Source organism: Thiohalobacter thiocyanaticus (assembly GCF_003932505.1).
In the GTDB taxonomy this organism is placed as follows: domain Bacteria; phylum Pseudomonadota; class Gammaproteobacteria; order Thiohalobacterales; family Thiohalobacteraceae; genus Thiohalobacter; species Thiohalobacter thiocyanaticus.
Genome location: NZ_QZMU01000001.1, coordinates 2049889 through 2069562, shown reverse-complemented (window position 1 = coordinate 2069562; position 19674 = coordinate 2049889). Strand labels below are relative to the sequence as shown.

The window sequence follows — 19674 nt, the reverse complement described above, 5'->3', positions numbered from 1 at the left end:
CGGGCAGCGGCAGCCGCCGCTGCCCGCGCGCCGGCCTTTTCATCACTCACCTGCCAACAGATCATGAAGCCTGCCTATGAAAACTCAGCAAAAGTACGATAAATCATTCAGTTTTGAGTTCTTCCCGCCCAAGACGGAGGAAGGCGCGAAGAAGCTGCGCCTGGCCCGCTCGCGGCTGGACAAACTCAACCCCAATTTCTATTCCGTGACCTTCGGTGCCGGCGGCAGCACCCAGGAAGGCACTTTCGAAACCGTCGCCGAAATCATCAAGTCCGGCACCGATGCCGCACCGCACCTGTCCTGCATCGGCTCGACCAGGGACAATATCCGCACCCTGTTGCAACGCTACAAAGACGCGGGCGTACGCCGTATCGTCACCCTCCGGGGCGACATGCCCTCCGGTATGCGCGACACCGGCGAGTTCAAGTACGCCAACGAACTGGTGGAATTCATTCGCGCCGAGACCGGCGACAGCTTCAAGCTCGAGGTCGCGGCCTATCCGGAGTTCCATCCCCAGGCGCCGACTGCCTTCGAGGATCTGAACAACTTCAAGCGCAAGGTCGACGCGGGCGCCAATACCGCGATCACCCAGTACTTCTTCAACGCCGACGCCTATTTCCGCTTCGTCGATGATTGCGAGAAGATGGGGATCGATCTGCCGATCGTGCCGGGCATCATGCCCATCACCAACTACAAGCAGCTGGCCCGCTTCTCCGATGCCTGCGGGGCGGAGATCCCGCGCTGGATCCGCCAGCGCCTGATCGCCTATGGCGACGACATGGAATCGCTCGGAAAATTCGGCGAAGAGGTCGTCACCGACCTGTGTCAGCGCCTGCTGGACGCCGGCGTGCCGGGCATTCACTTCTATGTGATGAACCGTTCGGCGCCGACCATCGCGATCTGGAAGAACCTGGGCCTGCCGGTTCGGGAATAAGCGGTCACCCGGGCCATCCGGTCCACGGCCGATGAATGACGGGAAGCATTGTTTTATGCTTCCCGTCATTCTTTTCAGCCATCGGAAATCCCCAGCGCATGCCCACGCCCCGCATCTACCTGCCCCAGCCTCTCACCAGTGGCAGCACTGTCCAGCTCGATCCACGCGCCCAGCGTCACGCCGTCAAGGTACTGCGCCTGCAGGTCGGCGACAGCCTGATCCTGTTCAACGGCGAGGGCGGCGAATATTGCGCCACCCTCGAGGACACCCGACGCGAGGGGGCGCAGGTTAGCATTAGGGAATTCATCGATCAGAAACGCGAATCCCCGCTGGATATCGCGCTGCTGCAGGGTATCGCGCGCGGCGAGAAGATGGACCTGATCCTGCAGAAGGCGGTGGAACTGGGCGTGAGCCGCGTCGTACCCCTGGCCACCGAACGCAGCCAGGTCAAACTCAGCGGCGAACGGCTGAACAAACGCATGCAGCACTGGCGCGGCGTGATCATCCACGCCTGCGAGCAGTGCGGGCGCAACCGCCTGCCGGAACTGGCCGACATGCAGAACCTGAGCGCCGCCCTGGCCGCGCATACCCCGGACCGACTCGGGCTGCTGCTGGACCCGACCGCGGAACGCGGCCCGCACGACCTGGCGGCGACGCGGGCCCTCAGCCTGCTGATCGGTCCCGAAGGCGGTCTCAGCGCGTCGGAACGCGGCCAGGCCCGCAACGCCGGTTTTCAGGGCGTACGCCTGGGCCCGCGCATCCTGCGTACCGAGACCGCCGGCCTGGCCGCCCTGGCCGCCCTGCAGTGCCTGTACGGCGACCTCACCTGATACCCTCACGCCTCACGCCTCACGCCTCACGCCAGAACAAAAAAACCCCGCAATGCGGGGCAATCAAGAGGGAGGAGGCAGAACCTGAGGTTCAGTTGGTACCCAGCACCTGGCTGCGCAGCTCGGGGTCCTGCTGGATGGCGCCGGCAATGCGGTTATAGTCCTGCACGGACAGACCGGAATCCTCGACGGCTTCCACCATCTCGGACTGCGCCTGCTGCTGCAGTTCGCGCGCCTTGTTCGGATCCTCGGCATTCTGCAGTTCATCGGCATAGGCCTGGCGAATGGTGCTGATCTCGTCGAAGGCCGCCTTGAACTGGCTGACCTGCTGATCGCTGAGATCCACCTGGGGCGCGGCAGCCCCACCCGGCTGCTGAGCGGCGGGCGGCTGCCCCTGCTGTTGGCCGGCGGGCGGCTGACCCTGCTGCTGATAACCACCCTGGCCCTGCCCGTATTCCTGGGCGTGGGCGGCAACGGACAATCCCAGGCCAAGGGCGGCCAGTACCAGAGGTTTGAGTGCGGATTTCATCATCGTTCAACTCCTGTAATTCATGAAAAGGCACTGCTACAGGAGCAACCACTATGCCAGGCCCCGGTGGAAGCCCCGGCACAACCGACCGGCCGCTTGCGAAAATCACGCAATATCAGTTTATTGAAAGGTCCGGACCGCCATCCGCCGGAGCCGCGGAGCCGTGTGCAGCAGGGCGCGTAAAACATCCTCTGCTGTGACAATACGGCACATGTGCCGGATGCGCCGGTTCAATCGCTGTCATCCTCGCCCAGCCGGCGATACAGGGTACGGCGCCCGATGCCCAGTATCTGCGCGGCCTGGCGCTTGTTCCCCTCCACCTGCTCGAGGACATGATCGATATAACGCCGCTCCACCTGGGCCAGCGTGGGCAGTGCCTGCGGGCTCCCGAACCAGGGCGGCACACCGGAACCGGCGGGCTCGAGCATATCGGCACTGGCCAGTCGCTCCGGCAGATGCCCCGTATCGATCTGACTTTCATGGCAGAAGGTCACGGCCCATTCGATGATGTTGGCCAGCTCCCGCACATTGCCCGGAAAGCTGTAGGCCTGGAGCCGACGCAGGGCCGCCTGGGTGATGCCCTGCACCGGATGATCCTGGCGGGCGCTGAACTGATCGATGAAACGCGCCGTCAGCAGTTCCAGATCCTCGGCCCGCTCGCGCAGCGGCGGCACCTGCAGGGCAAAGGTGTTGAGCCGGTAGTACAGGTCTCCCGGGAAACCGCCCTCGCCCACCTCGCGTGCCAGATCACTGTTGTGTGGCGGCCAGGATACGGACATCGACCCGTTCCTCGCGGTTGCTGCCCACCGGGCGCAGTGACTGTTCCTGCAGCACCCGCAGCAACTTGGCCTGCATCGCCTGCGGCAGCTCGCCGATCTCGTCCAGCAGCAGACTGCCGCCGCTGGCCTCCAGGAACAGGCCACGGCGGGCCTTCTGCGCCCCGGAGAAGGCGCCGGCGGCATGCCCGAACAGTTCGCTTTCCAGCAGCTCGGCGGGGATGGCGGCGCAGTTGACCGCGACAAAGGGCCCGCCCGCCCGGTCGCTTTCCCGGTGCAGGGCCCGGGCGACCAGCTCCTTGCCGGTACCGCTTTCACCCTCGATCAGCACCGGGCCGGTGGCCCGGGCGATCTGGCGGATCTGGGCATACAGGCGCTGCATGGGTGTGCTGCGCCCCACCATGCCGTGAAAATCCGCCTCCCCGAGCAGGGCCCGGTAGCGGGCCAGTTCCAGACGCAGCCGCCGGGTCTCACTCACCCGCCGCACACTCATCAGCAGATGTTCCAGGTCCACGGGCTTGGTCAGGAAGTCGTCCGCGCCCTGCTTGAGCGCTGCCACGGCCTGGGAGACCGTACCGAAGGCGGTGATGATGATGAAGCCGGGCGCGACCGGCAGCTGGCGCACCTGCGCGAGCAGGGCCATGGCATCGGCGCCGGGCAGCCGCAGGTCACTGATGACCAGCGCCGGTTCCTGTTCCTGCTGCAGCCGTTGCCAGGCCTGCTCGGCGTCGCCGACTGCCTCGGCGGCATAGCCGGCATCCTGCAATTCCTCGACCAGCAGGGCGCGCAGGGCGGCATCGTCCTCCACCACCAGGATCCGCTGCGCCTCGGCCGTTTCCGCTGCCTCCCGTTCTGTGCTCATGCCGGCGTCTCCAGCGCCGGGGAGTCCAGCAGGATGCGGAACCTCGCCCCGCCGAGGGGGCTGGTGTCGATCTCGATGCTGCCCCCGTGATCCTTGACCGCAGCCGCGGCGACGGCCAGGCCCAAACCGGTCCCCTCCGCCACCCCCTTGGTGGTGTAGAAGGGTTCGAATACCTTCCCGCGTTCGGCCTCGGGGATACCCGGGCCGTCGTCCTCGATCACGAAGCCGGCCTGTCCGCCCCCGCCGAACCAGCCCAGGCGCACTCGCGTGCTCGCCGCGTGCAGGGCATTGCGCGCCAGGTTCGACAGTGCCTGCTCCATTCGCAGCCGGTCCAGCGACAGCACCGGCACCGGTTCGTCTCCTGTCACCTCCAGGGCGATGCCGCGTCTCCCGGCCTCGTCCCCGAACTGGGCCTGGACCGCGCGCACCAGCCGGTCGGCCCGCTCCGGCTGACACTGCAGCGGGTTGCTGCGGCCGAAATCCATCAGCTGCCGGACAATGAAATTCATCCGTCTGACCTCATGCCGGATGTCCTCCAGCCCCTGCGCCAACCCGGGCTCGAGTCCGGGCTGGCGCAGGGCGCGCTGCGCCTTGCCGTCCACCACATTGAGCGGGGCGCCCAACTCGTGCGCCACGCCTGCGGCCAGCCGACCGATGGCGGCCATGCGCTCGGACTGATGCAGACGGTCCTCCAGTCGGGCCTGCTCGCGCCGGTGCCGATCCAGCACCTCGCGCTGGGTGGTCAGGCTTTCCAGCATCCGGTTGATGCCCACCGCCAGCTGGCTCAGCTCGCGCGGGCCGCGGGTAGGCAGGCGCCGGTCACGCTGGCCGCGGCTGACCTGGCGCATCACTGTCAGCATGGCGCGCACATGCGAACCCACGGCCTTGTGGTGGCCGACATAGATGACGGCGGTCAGCAGTAGCGTGGTCACAATCAACACCGCCAGGCCCTGATAGCGCAGTCGGGCGATATAGTCACTGAACTCGCTGGTGCGTCGCGTGACCTGCAGCAGGCCGCTGATCCGCCCGCCGCTGTCGGCCAGGGGCAGGAAATAGGAATAAACATCCTCGCCGCCCTCCACCCGCTGGAACTCGTCCTGGCGATCACCCTCGGAGACGAGTTCGGCCGCCCGCCTCGAGCCGGCCGCAGGCGCCGTCGGACCGCTGGTACCGATGCGGTTGCCGTCGGCGTCATAGAACATAGACGCCGTACACGCGCCTGATGCGGTGCCCGATCCGCGCCTGGTCCCAGGCTGCCTCGCGTCCCTGCTCGATGGATGACACAGGGTCTGGCGGATAGCACCGGGCACAGATCGATTTCAAATCCCGCATGCGGCTTTTCGCCCTGCGCCTCCAGCAGCTGTAACGTATACCAGCCGGCCAGGCCGGCCAGCACCAGCAGGGGCAGCAGCACAAAGACCAGCAGGGCACTGCGCAGGTTGTAGTGTTGGATCTCCATACTGTCCTCAGGAAAACATCCGGAGTGCGCCATTTTGACACATGAACACCCGTGTCCCCACCCCCTGTAACATTCCGGCCACCGATCCCAAAGCCGTGCCATAAACCGTATACACGCATTCAATTAATTGAAATACATGCTATTATCAATGATCGGCCAGTCCTGTAGAGACGGTTTCAGCCCCGGCTCACCGAACGCGCACAGTGGCACGGAAGGTGCAATCACCGGGCCAGATTCAATCGAATGGAGTGGTCATGAAATCCGAACTTTTCCTGGCGCTGGCCCTGCTCGCCGGCGCGGTCGCCCCGGCTCTGGCCGGAGAGGACTGCGTGGAGCTTGTCGAGCACAGCATCGGCGAGCCGGATGAAGGCTATGGCATCGGCGAGATCCGAGTGGGGAAGCCCGGGTCAGAAAACTTTTCCAGTATGCGCTATTTACTCCACCCTTACCCTGATTGTCCGCGTGCGTAGGCTAAACCCTGCATCAGTCACCCAGACCCGCTCGGGTTCGAACCGGTCCCTGCCGTGGTGCGTCACCAAGCGGCCATTCTGGACCGAGGACCAGGCCAGGCTCTTCAAGACACGCTTCTCACCATCGGCGTCAGGCAACGCCCTGAGTCCAGGCTTACCCCAGCACGACTCAACCAGAACAAGGACCACTAGAACCACCCCCTTGTTGCCCGCGCAGCAGGCTCAGCTGCCCAAGCCGGGCCCGAACCATGTCGGGCCACCGTAGGCAGGGCCGCTGCCGAACACGATGGGCATTGGGGAGGGGGTGGCCACCGGGCAGCCATGAAGGGCGCAGGCGGGGAGGGCCGGCGAGCGCCACCCCGGGGCACGGCCAAGGCCAAGCAAACGGCGATAAGTGCCCCCAGGGTAGCGCCAGGGCCGCGGGCCAGCGGCAGTAAGGTCGCGGCAAGTGCGGTGGTAATTGCTGGTTGGGGACATGCTGAGCAGGCCATCGCCACCAGGGCCACCAGCCAATACCCAGAGGCCACAGCGGCCAGCCGCCCAGATTCCCCCAGGGGCAGGCCACCACGTTCACCAAGGCCGCTTGCCGTGATCCGGCCACGGGGGGGGGCCCAGGCTTCATGCACCGCCGCCGACCCCAGCACCAGCACCCCCAGGCAAGCTCGCGGGTCGGCCTCCCACTGCCGCAAGCCCGCCCGGTGGGCCGCAAACCGGCGGGTATCATGGAACAGCAGCAATTGGCCCCCAGCACGGCGATGGGCCGGGGTCGCTTCAGTCCGAGGGGCCCGGGCAGCAGCAGTTCCAGCAGCGGGCCGGGCCGAGTGCCAGGCCAGGGCCCACGGCGACGAACACCAAGTGCTTACCGGGCCTTCGGTACGGAACATCCTGCCCAGGGCCGCCCGCTGGGTGATCTATCAGTTGGACTCGATCCCCTTCGATATGCCCCGTGGGCCGACGGCAGGGGAAAATGAACGCGGGCGGCACAGTATCCAACAGCCACGGGGCCAGCAAGCAGGGCAGGGACGCGGGCAGGCCCCACGCCCATCCATGGTACGAGCCGACCTGTAAAAAACCGTGCTGCTCGGCAGATAACCGGCAGCAGGGCATTGGGCGTGGAGTACCGATGAGGGTGGGCAATGCCGCCGATTATTGCACCGAAGGCGATCCCCAGCAGGCAGGGCCAGGGGCGAAAGTTGCGGCTGTGTAACCGGGAAGCGACATCCCACGTCCTGCTCTTCCAGGCAGCACCAGTACCGAGATCCCGCATTCGGCAGCATCCAGCGGCAGCTGTGGGCGGTTATTGGCTCAACCCACATGCTCAGAGGCCGTGTCGCAGCATTGACGGCCGGGCCACCAGCCGGCCCAGGCTGTGGCCCCGCCAGCCCCAGGAATGCGCAGGGCGATTGGCCGCAGGTGCAAGGTCCAGCGCTGAAGGGCGGCCCCCGCGATCATGAAGGCGCGGGCCCAGGCGAAAACAGAAAAGATCAGCGGGGATTGGCAATAGGGCCGCCGGCCGGCGTGGTGATACCATCACGGCCCAGCAAGGTAGGCAAGCCAAGGGCCCCCGGCAGGCCGCGCCGTCACCGGAATGGGCCACGGGCCTCGGTCACCCACCAGACCGGCCATCAGCGCGGTTCAGTGCCGCCACCTGCCAGGGCGCCCGCCGTCCCATTGCCCCGGGCGCCTTCCATGAACAACCAGGCTAGAAACCAGAAAAGCGGACCCAGAACAGGCCCAGGGCGGTGGGCGCCATGGTTGAGGGGGAAGGACCCCCTCATTTCAGAAAACCCCGGGGCGTGATCACGATCCGGGAAGGAAAAATCTACGCGGATGTCACTAGGAACAGCACTGCGGTACAGGAAAGGAAAAACAGGCAGACGCCGGCTTTCCTGATCCCGTGTTTCATTCCGGGCTTGAAAAACAACCGAACGCGGGAAAATCAAGGCCACCTGGCGGACGTAATTTCCCGCGGCCAGCGTTCTCCATGCGCAATTCCAGGGTCGGGGATGATGGGCGCCTGATCCTCGAATCTTGCACCCCGTGCCAGTTCGCCGCTGGCCGCGGCCCGCTGGTCGAAGGCGGCCGGTTATTCTGCAAGTGATCGGGGCCCTCGGCCCAGGGCGCGCCGGATGCGGGATGACGGCAAGTTGCCCAGGGGCATTTAGAAGGGGCACGCCCGCTCGGCCCTTGACCCGAATTCATCAAACGCGATGTTGCGGCCTGCCGTCGGCGGTCGGCCGGTCGTCACCGCGACGGCTTCGAAAGGAGATCACCGGCAGCTCGTACCCGGCGCCAGGTCAGCATTTTCCCCATTCAACAGCCGTCCGGTGCATATTTTCGACCGGCGCAGCGGGCTGCCAGGGGAATCAGCTCGGCGGATTTGGCGATATTGGGTACCAGGAAGATGGGCGGTCCCGGGAGGGGGCGGGGAACCAGCCAGGAATGTCGAACCTTGGTCTGCACAAGGCTTCCATGCGTGGTGGGGCCTCTATACCTATAAGTTGGCGGGACTGGGCCTGCGCTCGGCGATCCATTTGAGGCATGCGTCCGGGCAAGCTCATTCGGGGGGGTGGGCGGGGCCTGAGTCGCTGAAACCGTGGTGCCCCGCGCTCCGCACCGGCGTCCGGCATGGCTGCTTATGACACAAGGGTGTCGGCGGACTTGGGGCGAAAACTTGTACCGCCGGCGCGCACGACGGGCAGGGCCGCGCGCCGCTGGCTGCCGTCCATCGGCCATGCCGCTGAAGATTGGACGGGGCCACAGTTGAGATTGGCCCTGATAAAGCCACCCTCTCCATGACATCCGTCGATGGCTGGGCCGGTCACCCCGGGGATGGACTTCGGCCCGTCAGGGGCGATCAGGCCCTGCTCGGTCAGGGTAAAGCCGCCGTGGGGGGGGGGGGGGGGGGGGGACCCACGGCCACCATGGGCGTGACCTGGTCCGAGAATTCGGGGCTTACCCTTCGGCAGGCGGGGGGCGGACGGTCTGCCGGGTTCATGCGCTGGCAGCTGTTCGGGGCCCAGCCAGCGGGCACGAAAGGCATCGCCGAGTGTGCTGCGCCAGCGCCACCCAGCCCCACCGGCGGCGGGCCTGGCCATCCAGGGCGGCCGGAAAAGGTGCGCGCCCAACTGCCTGCGGGCCCACCAACGAAGGGCGCCCAGCACCCAGACCGCCCCCCGGCGGCCGCGGCCGGGGCGGCCGCTCCTGGGAGGCGGACGATCTGCACAGCGGCGCGGCCGGGGGCGGGTTGACCGCCGCCCGTCCTCGGCCGGGGAACGGGCTTGAGTACGGTTCCGGATTGCGGCGGCCGCGGGCTCGCCCGGCCAGACCCAGGCGGCTTCGAGGGCTTGGGGGGCGGCCGCCAAGGCTTGGCGCCCCAAGGGGCCCGGGTCGCGGCGGCCACCGGCGGCCCTCGTGAAAACCAGCAAACGGCCCCTCGACCTCCTCGACAACAAGCTCGAGTTTCGTCGATTGGCCTGCTCGGGCTTCGCCGTCCCGCAGTATGGACCAGGGGGTCATCCTCGGCAGGGGCTGGGCGCGGACCCGCCTCGATGTCGATTTCGGCAACACCCGGCTTGAAAAACCGGTCACCACGCTCAGGACCACTGGCTTCGGAGCGCAGCTTGCGCAGGTATTGCCTCCTGTTCCTTCCATGGCCGTGATTCAGGGCCCGGGACCCGCTAGCCCGGGAGAACCCTGTTCCGCATTTGGCCTCTGCGATCCTGATCACCTGCTGGATGGGTATCGAGCAGCTGCTGCTCCTGATACGGCTTGCCCAGGTAGTAATCCACCCCGATGTCCATGGCCCGCTGGCGATGCTTTCTCGCCGGTTACGCGAGGGTGATATGATGAATTGGGGAGTTTCCTTGCCGTGGCCGTTGGCTGGATGTGGGTCGCCAGCTCTGAAGCCATCCATGCGCGGCAATCCGATATCGGCAGCATTCAAGTCCGGGAATGTGTTACTGCAGATTGGCCACGGGGGGGGGGGGGGGGGTCGGAAGCAATTAATGGAGGTCTTTTTGCCGGTTGTTCACATCCATCCCGTTGCGCTCCAGCAGACGGGTGGTGACCTTGCGCACGGTGATGGAGTCGTCGACCACCATCACGTGCAGGGCCCGGTCGGCCTCCGCCACCGGCGCCGGTGCCCCCGACTCGCCGCCGAGGTGAGTGGTGATCTCGCCGGCGCGCAGCAGCCCGCCCAGATCCAGGATCAGCACCACCCGGCCGTCACCGAGGATGGTCGCGCCGGAGATGCCGCGCACCGTGCTGATCTGGGGGCCGACCGACTTGACCACCGTCTCACGGCTGCCCAGCAGGGTATCCACCTGCAGCGCCATGTGGTGATCGCCGGTGCGCACCAGCAGCACCGGCAGGCGCTTGGGCTGACCGGCGACGCCGAGCGTCGGCTCGCCGAGGCCGAGCATGCTGCCCAGGTAACGCACGTCATAGTATTACCCGGCGTAGCTGAACTTCTTCTCGGGATCGGCGTAATGGGCTTCCAGCTGCTCCTGCGGCATGCGCACGATGCCCTCGATGCCGGTCAGCGGGATGGCGTAGGTCTCCTCGTGCACCTGCACCAGCAGGGCCTGGCCTCATAGCCAGGGTGAAGGGCAGGCGGATGGTGAAACTGGTACCCTGACCGGCGGCGGAATCGATGTGCAGCGAGCCACCGAGCTGCTTGACCTCGCTGTTGACCACGTCCATGCCCACGCCACGACCTGCGACCTGGGTGACCTCGCTGGCGGTGGAAAAGCCGGTCTCCAGCACGAACTGCATGATCTCGTTGTCGGTGAAATCGGTGTCGTCGGTGATGAAACCACGCTCGCGGGCCTTGGCGCGGATAGCCTCGATGTCCATGCCGGCGCCATCGTCGGCGATGCGTACCACCACTTCGGAGCCTTCACGGCGCAGTGTCAGGCGGATGCTCCCGGTCTCCGGCTTGCCCTGTTCGAGCCGCCGCTCCGGCGTCTCGATGCCATGGGCAATGGCGTTACGCAGCATGTGCTCGAGCGGGGCGATGATGCGATCGATGACGGTACGGTCCATCTCGCTCTCCGCACCCTCGATCTCCAGCTCGGCCCGCTTGCCCACCTCCTGGCAGACCTGGCGCACGATGCGCCGCAGGCGCGGGGCCAGGCCGGAGAAGGGCACCATGCGGGTACGCATCAACCCCTCGGACAGGTCGGTGTTCACGCGCGACTGCTGCAGCAGCAGGGTCTCGGACTCGCGGGTGATATTGTCCAGCAGGGTCTGCAGGCTGCCCATGTCGCTGATGGATTCCATCATGGAGCGCGACAGGGTCTGCAGGGTGGAGTAGCGGTCCATCTCCAGGGGGTCGAAGTCCTCGTCCTGTTCCGCGGCCTCGGCGTATTCGCGCTCGTAGCGCGACAGCACCTGCGCCTCGGTCTCGATCTCCATCTTGCGCAGCTGCTCGCGCATGCGCGCGACCGTCTGGCCCAGCTCGGTAAGATTGAAGCGGAAGGCGCCGACCTGCTGCTCCAGGCGCGAGCGGTAGATGCTGATCTCGCCGGCATGGTTGACCATGGCATCGAGCAGGTCGGCGCGGATGCGCACCAGCTCCTGCTGGGTGCGTTCCTGGCGTTCGGGCTGGGCCCGGGGAATCTCCTCGACCGGCGGGATCGGTACGGCCTCGACGTCATCCGCTGCCGCGGCCGCGGGTGCCTCTGTCGGCGCCGGCGCAGCGCCCGGATCGGGAGCCGGCGGCTCGCCCTTGCGAATGCGCTCGATGCGCGGGATCAGATCCCCGGCCGCAGGCAGACCCTGTCCGGCCTTGACCGCCTCCAGCATCTGCACCAGGCGGTCCTGCGCCAGCTGCATCAGATCGAACAGCTCCTGCGAGGGCGCGACCTGGCCGTCGCCGGCGGCGATCATGAGGGATTCCAGGTGATGGGTCAGGTCGCCGATGGGCGCCAGATTCGCCATCCGCGCGCCGCCCTTGAGGGTGTGCAGGTCGCGCTGCATGGCGGCCATCAGCTCGGCGTCGTCAGGCTGGCGGATCCACTGCTGCAGTACCTGTTCGGCATTGTCCAGGATCTCGTCGCCCTCCTCCAGGAAGATGTCGATGAGTTCCTGGTCGGCCTCGGCTTCAACCCCGGCTGCCGGCGCGGGTTCCGGTTCGGCTTCGGCCGGGGAACCGGCGTCGAGTTCGATTTCGGGTTCGGGCCCGGCTGTCGCCTCCGGCGCCGGGCCGGCCGCCTCGATCTCGATGACCTCGTCCGCCTCCAGCGCGTCGGCCCCGGCTGCCGGGACTTCCTCTTCCTGCTCGGGCGACCAGGGATGGCTGCTGCCCGGCGTGGCTTCCGGCACGCCCTGTTCCAGCAGCATCTCCGCCTCCCGCGGCAGGGCGCGCAGGCGCTGGATCAGCTCATCGCTGTCGGGCAGGTCGGCGTCACCCTGCTGCAGCAGTGGAATCAGGGTCTCGACCATGTCCACCGCGCGGGCCAGGCACTGGCGGCCGGACCCGGGGATCTGCACCCCCGCCTGCAGCAACGCCTTGGTGTAGCGTTCCATCTCGGCGGCGATTGCGGCCACCCGGGCCGCACCGGCCATGTGGGCACTGCCATGCAGGGTATGCACGGCGCGGATCAGTGCGTCGGTGACGCTGCTGTCGCCGCTTGCCTCGGCCGCGTCGAGATACTCACGGATGCTGCCGATATGCTCGCGTGCCTCGTTGTCGAAGATCTCGAACAGCACCGGGTCTATGACCGGTTCGGCCGGTTCGGTTTCGACCCCGGCCCCGGCAGTAGGTGCCGCTTCCGCCTCGACCGGTTCCTGTTCCACCGGCTCAGGCTCAGCCGCCGGTTCCGGCGCTGCAGCGACCGGCGCCTCGAAGCCCGCCGGCTCCGGGGTCTCGCCGCGGGCCAGGGCCTCGGCGGCCTGCATCATGGCGCTGACGTCCCGGCTCAGCCCCTCCTGGCCCTGGATCTGAGCGACCAGTTCGGGAAGGACATCGGCCGCGGCCTGCAGCAGCCGGCACATCACATCGCCACGCTCGATGGTGCCGTCGATCAGACGGTTGAGCATGTTCTCGAAGGTCCAGGCGAATTCGCCGATCAGCATGGCACCGACCAGCCGGCCGCTGCCCTTGAGGGTATGGAAGGAGCGGCGGATCTCGTTCATGGCCTCCTGGTCGCCGGCATCGTCCAGCCAGCGCGGCAGCCGCTCACGGATGGCGGCGACCTCCTCGGTCGCCTCCTCGATAAAGATTTCCAGGATCTCGTCGTCGACGTCCCCGCCTTCCAGCACGGGATAGGGCAGTTCCTGCGCCAGCGGTGCGGGTGCCGCTTCCGTGGCGGGCGCTTCCGCCCCGGCTGCGGACGCGTCCTCGGACAGATCGATCTCGATGGACTCCAGCGTGTCGGTATCGACCAGATCGGCGTCGAAGGCCTCGACCTCGGGACCCTCCGAGGACTCAAGCTCGATCACCTCGAAGGCATCCGACGGCGCGGCCGTCTCCTCCGGCTCCTCCGTTTCCAGTGCCGGGATCTCGATCACCTCGTCGTCACCGGCCTCGATCGCGGTCTCGCCGCTGTCGGGCCCGCCCTCGGGCATGGCGGTTTGCGCCGGGGCGCCCGCATCCGCCTGCACCGCGGATCCGGCGGCCTCGGCACCGGTCAGCCGGTTCAGACTGTCGCGGGCCACGTCCAGGATAGAGCCGCTGAAGACCTTGCGCTCCTGCAGATTCTCGAGGAAGTACTCGATACTGGAGATGGCATCGGCGAGCAGGTCCAGCTCGGATTCGGAAAGCCGGCGCTGCCGGCCCAGCATCTGTTCGTCGACGAACTCCGCCAGCTGCGCCAGCAGCTCGGCGGCAGGGTTTTCATTGAGCAGCAGCAGACTGCCCTTGATCTGGCTGAACAGGGCCGGAACGGGCTCGAGCAGGGCGAAGTTGTCCGGTGTTTCGATGTACTGCAGGATGCTGTCCTTGGCGCGGGCGATGTCGCGGATCGCCTCGTCGGCCACCACGCCGCGGACCTGGTTGAATTCGCTCTCCGGCACGATGGCCTCGATCTGCCGGGACTCGTCGGCGAAATCCGCCTGACGCACGTCACCATGCAGCAGGCCGTCAAGCGAGGACTCCACATAGAGCACGGCACTGGCGGTCTGCATCAGCTGATCGTCCTCGATGCCGCGCTCACCGTCGACCATGGCGTGCATCATGCCGGCCTGTTCGACGATCTGCTTGCGCAGCGCGCCCATGCCCAGCATACCGAGGGTGTCGCCGACCCGGTCGAGCGTCTCGGCAGCCGGCGCCAGGGCGGCCGGATCGCGCTCGCTGCTGCGCAGGCAGACATCCAGCGCATCCTTGATCCGGCCCAGATCCTCCTTGATGGCGGCCGTGACCGTGGCCATCAATTCCATGTTATGACCGCTCAGGCTCTGGCGGGCCTGTTCCATCTGCTCCTCATCCGGCAGCAGCTCGGCCAGCCGGTAGGTGGCCTGGATCTCGGCCGCCAGGCCCGCGGCGTCCTGGGCGCGGGCGACGTAGAACAGCAGGTTCTTCAGCAGCTCGACCGGCGGCTCCTGCTGCAGCGCGGCTTCGTCGGCGTCGATCACCCGCTTGATCTGGCGGTCGACCTGGCCCAGCAGCAGCTTGGTGGCCATGCTGACCTCGATCCGGTCCGCACGCAGGGCCTGGACCAGGCCGCGGGCGATCCACCACAGGCGGCGGGCCTGCGCAGAGGCACTGGCTGCCTGCAGCCGGCCCAGCACGGTCTCCATCTGTTCCAGGCTGGCGGCAACATCACGTCCGCGGAACCAGCCCAGCAGGGCGACCTGATAGGCATGGCGCTGACCGCGCGCCAGCTCGATGAGCGTGGCATCCCCGGTCTCGGCCAGGGCCGATTGCGGCAGGAGAGCATCGATGTTGGGCGAGAACAGGGCGTTTTCCGAAACCAGGCTCTCGCCCTGCACGGCGCGCAGGTCGTTGAGCAGGGGCAGCAGCACCAGGGGGATATCCTGGTAGCCGGCGATCAGGCGGTCCAGGTAATCCGGCAGCTGCAGGATGCCGCGCATGAGCAGCTCCAGGGCCTCGTCCTTCTGGGCGATGCCGCCCTTCTGCAGGGCCAGCAGCAGCTTTTCCATCTCCTCGGCCAGCATGCTGGCGCCGTAGAGCTCGACCATCTGCAGGGTGCCGGAGACCTGATGCAGGTGCGCCGAACAGAAGCGCAGCTGCGAATCGTCCTCGGGATCCTCGACGAAGGCCTCCAGTGCCTGGCGGGCCTGCTTGAGGGTCTCGTCCAGTTCCGACTTCACCCACTTGAGCGTACTGAAATCCATGGCTCCACTCATTTAATCCCTTGCCTCCGGGTCAACCCGGCGTTGATAGGCCAGCGTGCCCGCGCAGCGGATGCGTTCCAGTGCCGGATGCGTCCAGCTCAGGACATCCCCCGGCGCGAGCACCAGCAGCCCGCCCGGCGCCAGCCGTCCGGCCAGTCGATCGAGGAGGCCGTGGCGCTCGCCGCGGTCGAAGTAGATCAGCACGTTCTGGCAATAGATGAGATCGAATCCGTCCAGCGGGAACCGCTCCAGCTCAGAGAGATTGAGCGGCGAGAAACAGATCCGCCGGCGCAACCGTTCGCTGATGCGGAAACGCTGTGGTGACAGCGTCTCGCAGTATGTCTGCCGGTACTCCTGCGGGATGCCGGCCAGGCGGCGCTGGGCATACTCGCCCTGGCGGGCGGTATCGAGGGCCGGACGGCTGATGTCGGTGGCGGTGATGCCGAAGCGCGGGACCGTATCCGGGCCGGTCGTGAGCGCCCGATCCAGCAGCATGGCCAGGGTATAGGCCTCTTCGCCACTGGCACAGCCCAGGCTCCAGGCCTGCAGGCTGCGTCCGCCGGGGCCGGCGAATCCGGGCAGCAATACCCTCTCGACCAGATCCAGGGCATCGGGATCGCGGAAAAAACGCGTCTCGTGCACCGTCAGCCGGTCGATGAGGATGGCCCATTCCGGCATGCTGTGAGGTGCGCGCAGGCGCTGATAGTAGGCCTGGTAGTCCTCGCAGCCGATCTCGCGCATCCGGGCGCGCAGCCCGGAGACGAACAGCGGCTTGCGCTGCTCGCTCAGGCTGATTCCCATCCGCGTCTCCAGCAGCTCGCGCCACTGGCCGAACTGGGCGTCACTGAGCTCCGGCAGACCTGTCCGGGACGGCAGTTTCCGGTTTGCCATCTGCAGCGTCATTGCCCCGCATCCCTCGGCATCGGACGCCGGTTATTCCGGCAGCTTGAAGCCGGCCACCGACCGCTGCAGATCGGATGCCAGTTCGGTGAGGTTGCCGATGGAGGCCGCCGTCTCGTTGGTGCCGGTATTGGTCTGGGTGGTGATCTCCTGGATGACGTTCATGGTGTCGGTGATGTTGCTGGCCGCCTTGGACTGCTGGGCCGCGGAGTTCGAGATGTTCTCGATCAGGCCGGCCAGGTTCTCGGACACGCTGACGATTTCCTCCAGTGCGTCGCCCGCGTCCTCGGCCAGGTGGGCACCCGTGACCACGCCCGAGGTGCTCTGCTCCATGGAGATCACGGCCTCGTTGGTGTCGGTCTGGATGGTCTTCACCAGCGCCTCGATCTGCTTGGTGGCGTTGGAGGAACGCTCCGCCAGACGCTGCACCTCGTCGGCCACCACGGCGAAACCGCGCCCGGCCTCGCCGGCCATGGCGGCCTGGATGGCGGCGTTGAGCGCCAGGATGTTGGTCTGCTCAGCGATGTCGTTGATCAGCTCCACGATGTCGCCGATCTCCTGGGAGGACTCGCCCAGACGCTTGATGCGCTTGGAGGTCTCCTGGATGTGCTCGCGGATCTGGTCCATGCCCTCGATGGTGCGGCGCACGGCCTTGCCGCCCTTGTTGGCGATCTCCACCGATTTCTGCGACACCTCGGTCGATTCCTTGGCGTTCCTGGATACCTCGTCGATGGAGACGGCCATCTCGTTGATGGCAGTTACCGCCGAGGTGATCTCCTGGGCCTGATGCTCGCTGGCCTCGGACAGGTTCATGGCGGTGGTCTTGGTCTGCTCGGCCGATGCGGTAACCTGACCCGAGGCGCTGTTGATGGTGGTGACCACCTCGCGCAGGGCGTCGATGGTGAAGTTGATGGAGTCGGCGATGGCCCCGGTGAAGTCCTCGGTCACCGTGGCGTAACTGCTCAGATCGCCGTCGGCCAGATTGCCCATTTCGTCGAGCAGCCGCAGGATCGCCTCCTGGTTCTTCTTGTTGGTCTCCTCCGCGGCCTGGCTGCGGCGGTCGGCATCACGCTTGAGCGACCAGCCCAGCCAGATCAGGAAGATCAGGGCCAGTCCGCCGAACATGTAGGCGTGATGGACCTTGACCGGCCGCTGGGTCGGCGCCAGCGAGTAGGCCGACTGCAGATTGGCCGAGGCGGCGAACAGCTGGTCGGACTGATCCGAGGCCGCGCTGGCCGCCGCCTGCACGCCCATCAGGTCCTCGGCGTTATCCAGCATCTCGCCGACATAGTCGCTGACCGAGCTGAACAGCATGGCGATCTCGCGCAGCTTGGCCTGGGCCTCGGGATCCTGGATCTGCGGGGCGTTCTCACCGCCGCGGATCTGGTCCTCCAGCACCATGCCGAACTCCTCGGTGTCCTGGGCGAACTGCTCGGTGGCCGCCTCGGCATCCTCGCCGGCGAGCACCTTGTTCAGGTTGTTGACGATGCGCTGGGACAGCATCAGCTGGCGGCTGGCCACGCGCACGGCCTCCTGGCCGGCGTTGCGATCCACCAGCACCCTGACCACGTCCTCGTAGTGGGCCAGCAGCTGCGGCATGAACTCGTTGATGACCGCCGCCGTCTCCTTGACCGCCAGCACCAGTTCCTCGCCCTCGAGCACGGTATTGATGGTGCCGCGGAACTCGTTCCACTTGCGCTCGACCGCGACCAGTTCCTCGTGTGCGACGGATTCCTCGACGGTCGGCGGCAACCCGGAGTTGACATTACCGTTGCGCAGTACCTTCAGGGTCTGGTCGAAACGATCCCGGTTCATGACCACCTGATCGAAGGCTTCCTCGCTGCCGGAAGCCGCCTCCAGGGCGTACTTGGCGATCTGCTGCGACAACACCTGCTGTTCACTGGTGTAGCCGATGCGCTCCTTGTCGTATGCCGCCAGACGGGCGGTATAGACGAAGATCGCCGCCATGGCCAGTACCGAGGCGAGCAGCAGCAGGATAAGATTGCGTACCTGCTTTCCCTGGCCCTGCCTGTCCGTTGAAGTTTGAGTGCTCATGGTTCCTCTCCTGCCCTCGATAAACCAGAATCCTGGTTGGTGGTTGGTCTCGATGTCCCTGAATTGCTTTTCTGATTACAAAGCCGCCTGCAGAAACTGTGGCGTTTCCGCCAGCCGGCGCATACTGAACACGCCCCAGTGCTCGTCGCCGATGCGAAAGCCGCCGTCCAGGAATGGACGGATGGCGGCATCATCGGTCGGTGTTTCCTGCGTCTGATCCTCCGGCAGGAAATGCTTCAGCCCCAGCACCTCGTCCACGACCAGCCCGGAATGCACGCCGGCGTGATTGATCACCAGCACCCGGCTGCGGCGTGTGGCGGCGGTTCTGTGGCCGTGGAGAAAACCCTGCAGATCCATGATCGGCAGCAGGTTGCCGCGCACATTGGCAATGCCCTGCACCCAGCTCTTGGCGCCGGGCACCTTGGCATAGTCGGTCGGGGTGAGTATTTCGGTTACCTCGCCCAGCGGCGAAACGAACTGGTGTCCGCCCAGGCGGAAGCCGATGCCGACCCAGTCCTCGCGCAGCTCGACTTCACTGGGCAGCGGCCGGGCCGCACGGCGCAGCCGTCCCTCGAGTTCGAACAGAATCCGGATCGGATCCTTGTCAGAGGTTTGACTCATGGCACATCCTTGTCTGCCGTTCAGGTGCCGAGCACGGAATTGATCTTGTTGACCAGATCGGCCTCGGTCACGGGCTTGGTGATGTAGTCCCTGGCACCCTGGCGCATCCCCCAGACCCGGTCGGTCTCCTGATCCTTGGTGGTACAGATGATCACCGGGATGTCCGCCGTCTCCGCGCCCTTGGTCAGCTGGCGGGTTGCCTGGAAGCCGTTCAGCCCCGGCATCACCACGTCCATCAGTACCAGGTCGGGTTTTTCCGCCCTGGCAATCTCGATGCCTTCCTCGCCGGAACTGGCAGTCAGGGTCTCGTGGCCGCTTTTCTCCACCATGCTCTTGAGCACGTGCATTTCCGTGGGAGAATCATCCACAATCAGAATACGAGCCATGTAACGTCTCCTTTCATCAACTGGTTGGCGCGCTGTTTGTTTCCGGCACGTCCTGGTACCTGTTATCGCCCGCGGGCACGGAAGGTTTAGACAAAACCCTCGGGCCCGTCGGCGGGTGGTTTACGGGAACGGCACTCCCCCGCGCGAATCGCGGGGCGGCGGGTCAATCGCGGACGACGTGATCCCTGATTGCACTGAGCAGTTCCTCCTTGGAAAAGGGCTTGGTCACATACTGCTCCGAGCCCACGATCCTGCCCCGCGCCCGGTCGAACAGGCCGTCCTTGCTCGAAAGCATGATCACGGGGGTGCTCTTGAAGGCCTGGTTGTGCTTGATCAGGGCGCAGGTCTGGTAACCGTCGAGACGCGGCATCATGATATCGACGAAAATGATATCCGGCTTGTGATCGGCGATCTTGGCCAGGGCCTCGAAGCCGTCGGTGGCCGTGATGACCTCGCAGCCGGCTTTCTTGAGAAGGGTTTCGGCGGTACGGCGGATGGTCTTGCTGTCGTCGATGACCATGACCCGCAGGCCTTCGAGCGTGTCGATCTGTT

Annotated in this window: 12 protein-coding genes and 1 pseudogene; 3 read left to right on the top strand and 10 right to left on the bottom strand. The window is 66.2% G+C overall.

What is annotated here, in order from left to right:
- Positions 1 to 76: 76 nt before the first annotated feature.
- Positions 77 to 934, top strand: a complete 858-nt coding sequence (gene metF, locus D6C00_RS09755; protein ID WP_125181550.1) for a methylenetetrahydrofolate reductase [NAD(P)H] — start codon at positions 77 to 79, stop codon at positions 932 to 934.
- Between the two features lie 98 nt (positions 935 to 1032).
- Positions 1033 to 1764 (top strand): 16S rRNA (uracil(1498)-N(3))-methyltransferase, encoded by a 732-nt coding sequence (locus tag D6C00_RS09750; RefSeq protein WP_125181549.1) that lies wholly within the window; start codon positions 1033 to 1035, stop codon positions 1762 to 1764.
- Between the two features lie 91 nt (positions 1765 to 1855).
- On the opposite strand, the gene D6C00_RS09745 is transcribed toward D6C00_RS09750, so the two are convergent.
- From D6C00_RS09745 to D6C00_RS09735, 3 genes and pseudogenes are all read right to left on the bottom strand, one after another.
- Positions 1856 to 2296 carry a DUF4168 domain-containing protein gene (locus D6C00_RS09745; protein WP_241546844.1) on the bottom strand — a complete coding sequence of 147 codons (441 nt, stop codon included), beginning with the start codon at positions 2294 to 2296 and terminating at the stop codon, positions 1856 to 1858.
- A gap of 227 nt (positions 2297 to 2523) precedes the next feature.
- Positions 2524 to 3931, bottom strand: a pseudogene (locus D6C00_RS09740) (sigma-54-dependent transcriptional regulator).
- Positions 3928 to 5133 carry a sensor histidine kinase gene (locus D6C00_RS09735; RefSeq protein ID WP_125181548.1) on the bottom strand — a complete coding sequence of 402 codons (1206 nt, stop codon included), beginning with the start codon at positions 5131 to 5133 and terminating at the stop codon, positions 3928 to 3930. Before D6C00_RS09735 ends, D6C00_RS09740 begins: the two are co-directional and overlap by 4 nt.
- Positions 5134 to 5644: 511 nt before the next feature.
- Between D6C00_RS09735 and D6C00_RS09730 the strand changes: the two genes are divergently transcribed.
- The gene (locus D6C00_RS09730; RefSeq protein WP_125181547.1) at positions 5645 to 5860 is read left to right on the top strand and encodes a hypothetical protein; all 216 of its coding nucleotides are present in this window, start codon (positions 5645 to 5647) and stop codon (positions 5858 to 5860) included.
- A 4004-nt stretch (positions 5861 to 9864) separates the two neighbouring features.
- Here D6C00_RS09730 and D6C00_RS09725 read toward each other — a convergent pair.
- From D6C00_RS09725 to D6C00_RS09695, 7 genes are all read right to left on the bottom strand, one after another.
- Positions 9865 to 10302 carry a chemotaxis protein CheW gene (locus D6C00_RS09725; protein ID WP_125181546.1) on the bottom strand — a complete coding sequence of 146 codons (438 nt, stop codon included), beginning with the start codon at positions 10300 to 10302 and terminating at the stop codon, positions 9865 to 9867.
- A gap of 1 nt (position 10303) precedes the next feature.
- Positions 10304 to 15160 (bottom strand): Hpt domain-containing protein, encoded by a 4857-nt coding sequence (locus D6C00_RS09720; protein WP_158675382.1) that lies wholly within the window; start codon positions 15158 to 15160, stop codon positions 10304 to 10306.
- Between the two features lie 12 nt (positions 15161 to 15172).
- On the bottom strand, positions 15173 to 16051 hold the full coding sequence (locus D6C00_RS09715) for a CheR family methyltransferase (protein WP_158675381.1): 879 nt from the start codon (positions 16049 to 16051) through the stop codon (positions 15173 to 15175).
- Positions 16052 to 16093: 42 nt separating this feature from the next.
- On the bottom strand, positions 16094 to 18115 hold the full coding sequence (locus D6C00_RS09710) for a methyl-accepting chemotaxis protein (RefSeq protein ID WP_125181543.1): 2022 nt from the start codon (positions 18113 to 18115) through the stop codon (positions 16094 to 16096).
- A gap of 75 nt (positions 18116 to 18190) precedes the next feature.
- A complete protein-coding gene (locus D6C00_RS09705) occupies positions 18191 to 18736 on the bottom strand; it encodes a chemotaxis protein CheW (RefSeq protein WP_125181542.1) in 546 nt (181 codons plus the stop codon).
- Between the two features lie 20 nt (positions 18737 to 18756).
- Positions 18757 to 19122: a twitching motility response regulator PilH gene (gene pilH, locus D6C00_RS09700; protein ID WP_125181541.1), complete on the bottom strand. Its 366-nt coding sequence runs from the start codon at positions 19120 to 19122 to the stop codon at positions 18757 to 18759.
- 163 nt (positions 19123 to 19285) lie between these two features.
- Positions 19286 to 19642, bottom strand: coding sequence for a response regulator (locus D6C00_RS09695; protein ID WP_125182433.1), 357 nt, complete (start codon positions 19640 to 19642; stop codon positions 19286 to 19288).
- Between the last annotated feature and the right edge of the window lie 32 nt (positions 19643 to 19674).

Coding starts and splice junctions, on each gene's coding strand:
- metF (WP_125181550.1), top strand. CDS start 77: ATGAAAACTCAGCAAAAGTACGATAAATCATTCAGTTTTGAGTTCTTC.
- D6C00_RS09750 (WP_125181549.1), top strand. CDS start 1,033: ATGCCCACGCCCCGCATCTACCTGCCCCAGCCTCTCACCAGTGGCAGC.
- D6C00_RS09745 (WP_241546844.1), bottom strand. CDS start 2,296: ATGATGAAATCCGCACTCAAACCTCTGGTACTGGCCGCCCTTGGCCTG.
- D6C00_RS09735 (WP_125181548.1), bottom strand. CDS start 5,133: ATGTTCTATGACGCCGACGGCAACCGCATCGGTACCAGCGGTCCGACG.
- D6C00_RS09730 (WP_125181547.1), top strand. CDS start 5,645: ATGAAATCCGAACTTTTCCTGGCGCTGGCCCTGCTCGCCGGCGCGGTC.
- D6C00_RS09720 (WP_158675382.1), bottom strand. CDS start 15,160: ATGGATTTCAGTACGCTCAAGTGGGTGAAGTCGGAACTGGACGAGACC.
- D6C00_RS09715 (WP_158675381.1), bottom strand. CDS start 16,051: ATGGCAAACCGGAAACTGCCGTCCCGGACAGGTCTGCCGGAGCTCAGT.
- D6C00_RS09710 (WP_125181543.1), bottom strand. CDS start 18,115: ATGAGCACTCAAACTTCAACGGACAGGCAGGGCCAGGGAAAGCAGGTA.
- D6C00_RS09705 (WP_125181542.1), bottom strand. CDS start 18,736: ATGAGTCAAACCTCTGACAAGGATCCGATCCGGATTCTGTTCGAACTC.
- pilH (WP_125181541.1), bottom strand. CDS start 19,122: ATGGCTCGTATTCTGATTGTGGATGATTCTCCCACGGAAATGCACGTG.
- D6C00_RS09695 (WP_125182433.1), bottom strand. CDS start 19,642: ATGGTCATCGACGACAGCAAGACCATCCGCCGTACCGCCGAAACCCTT.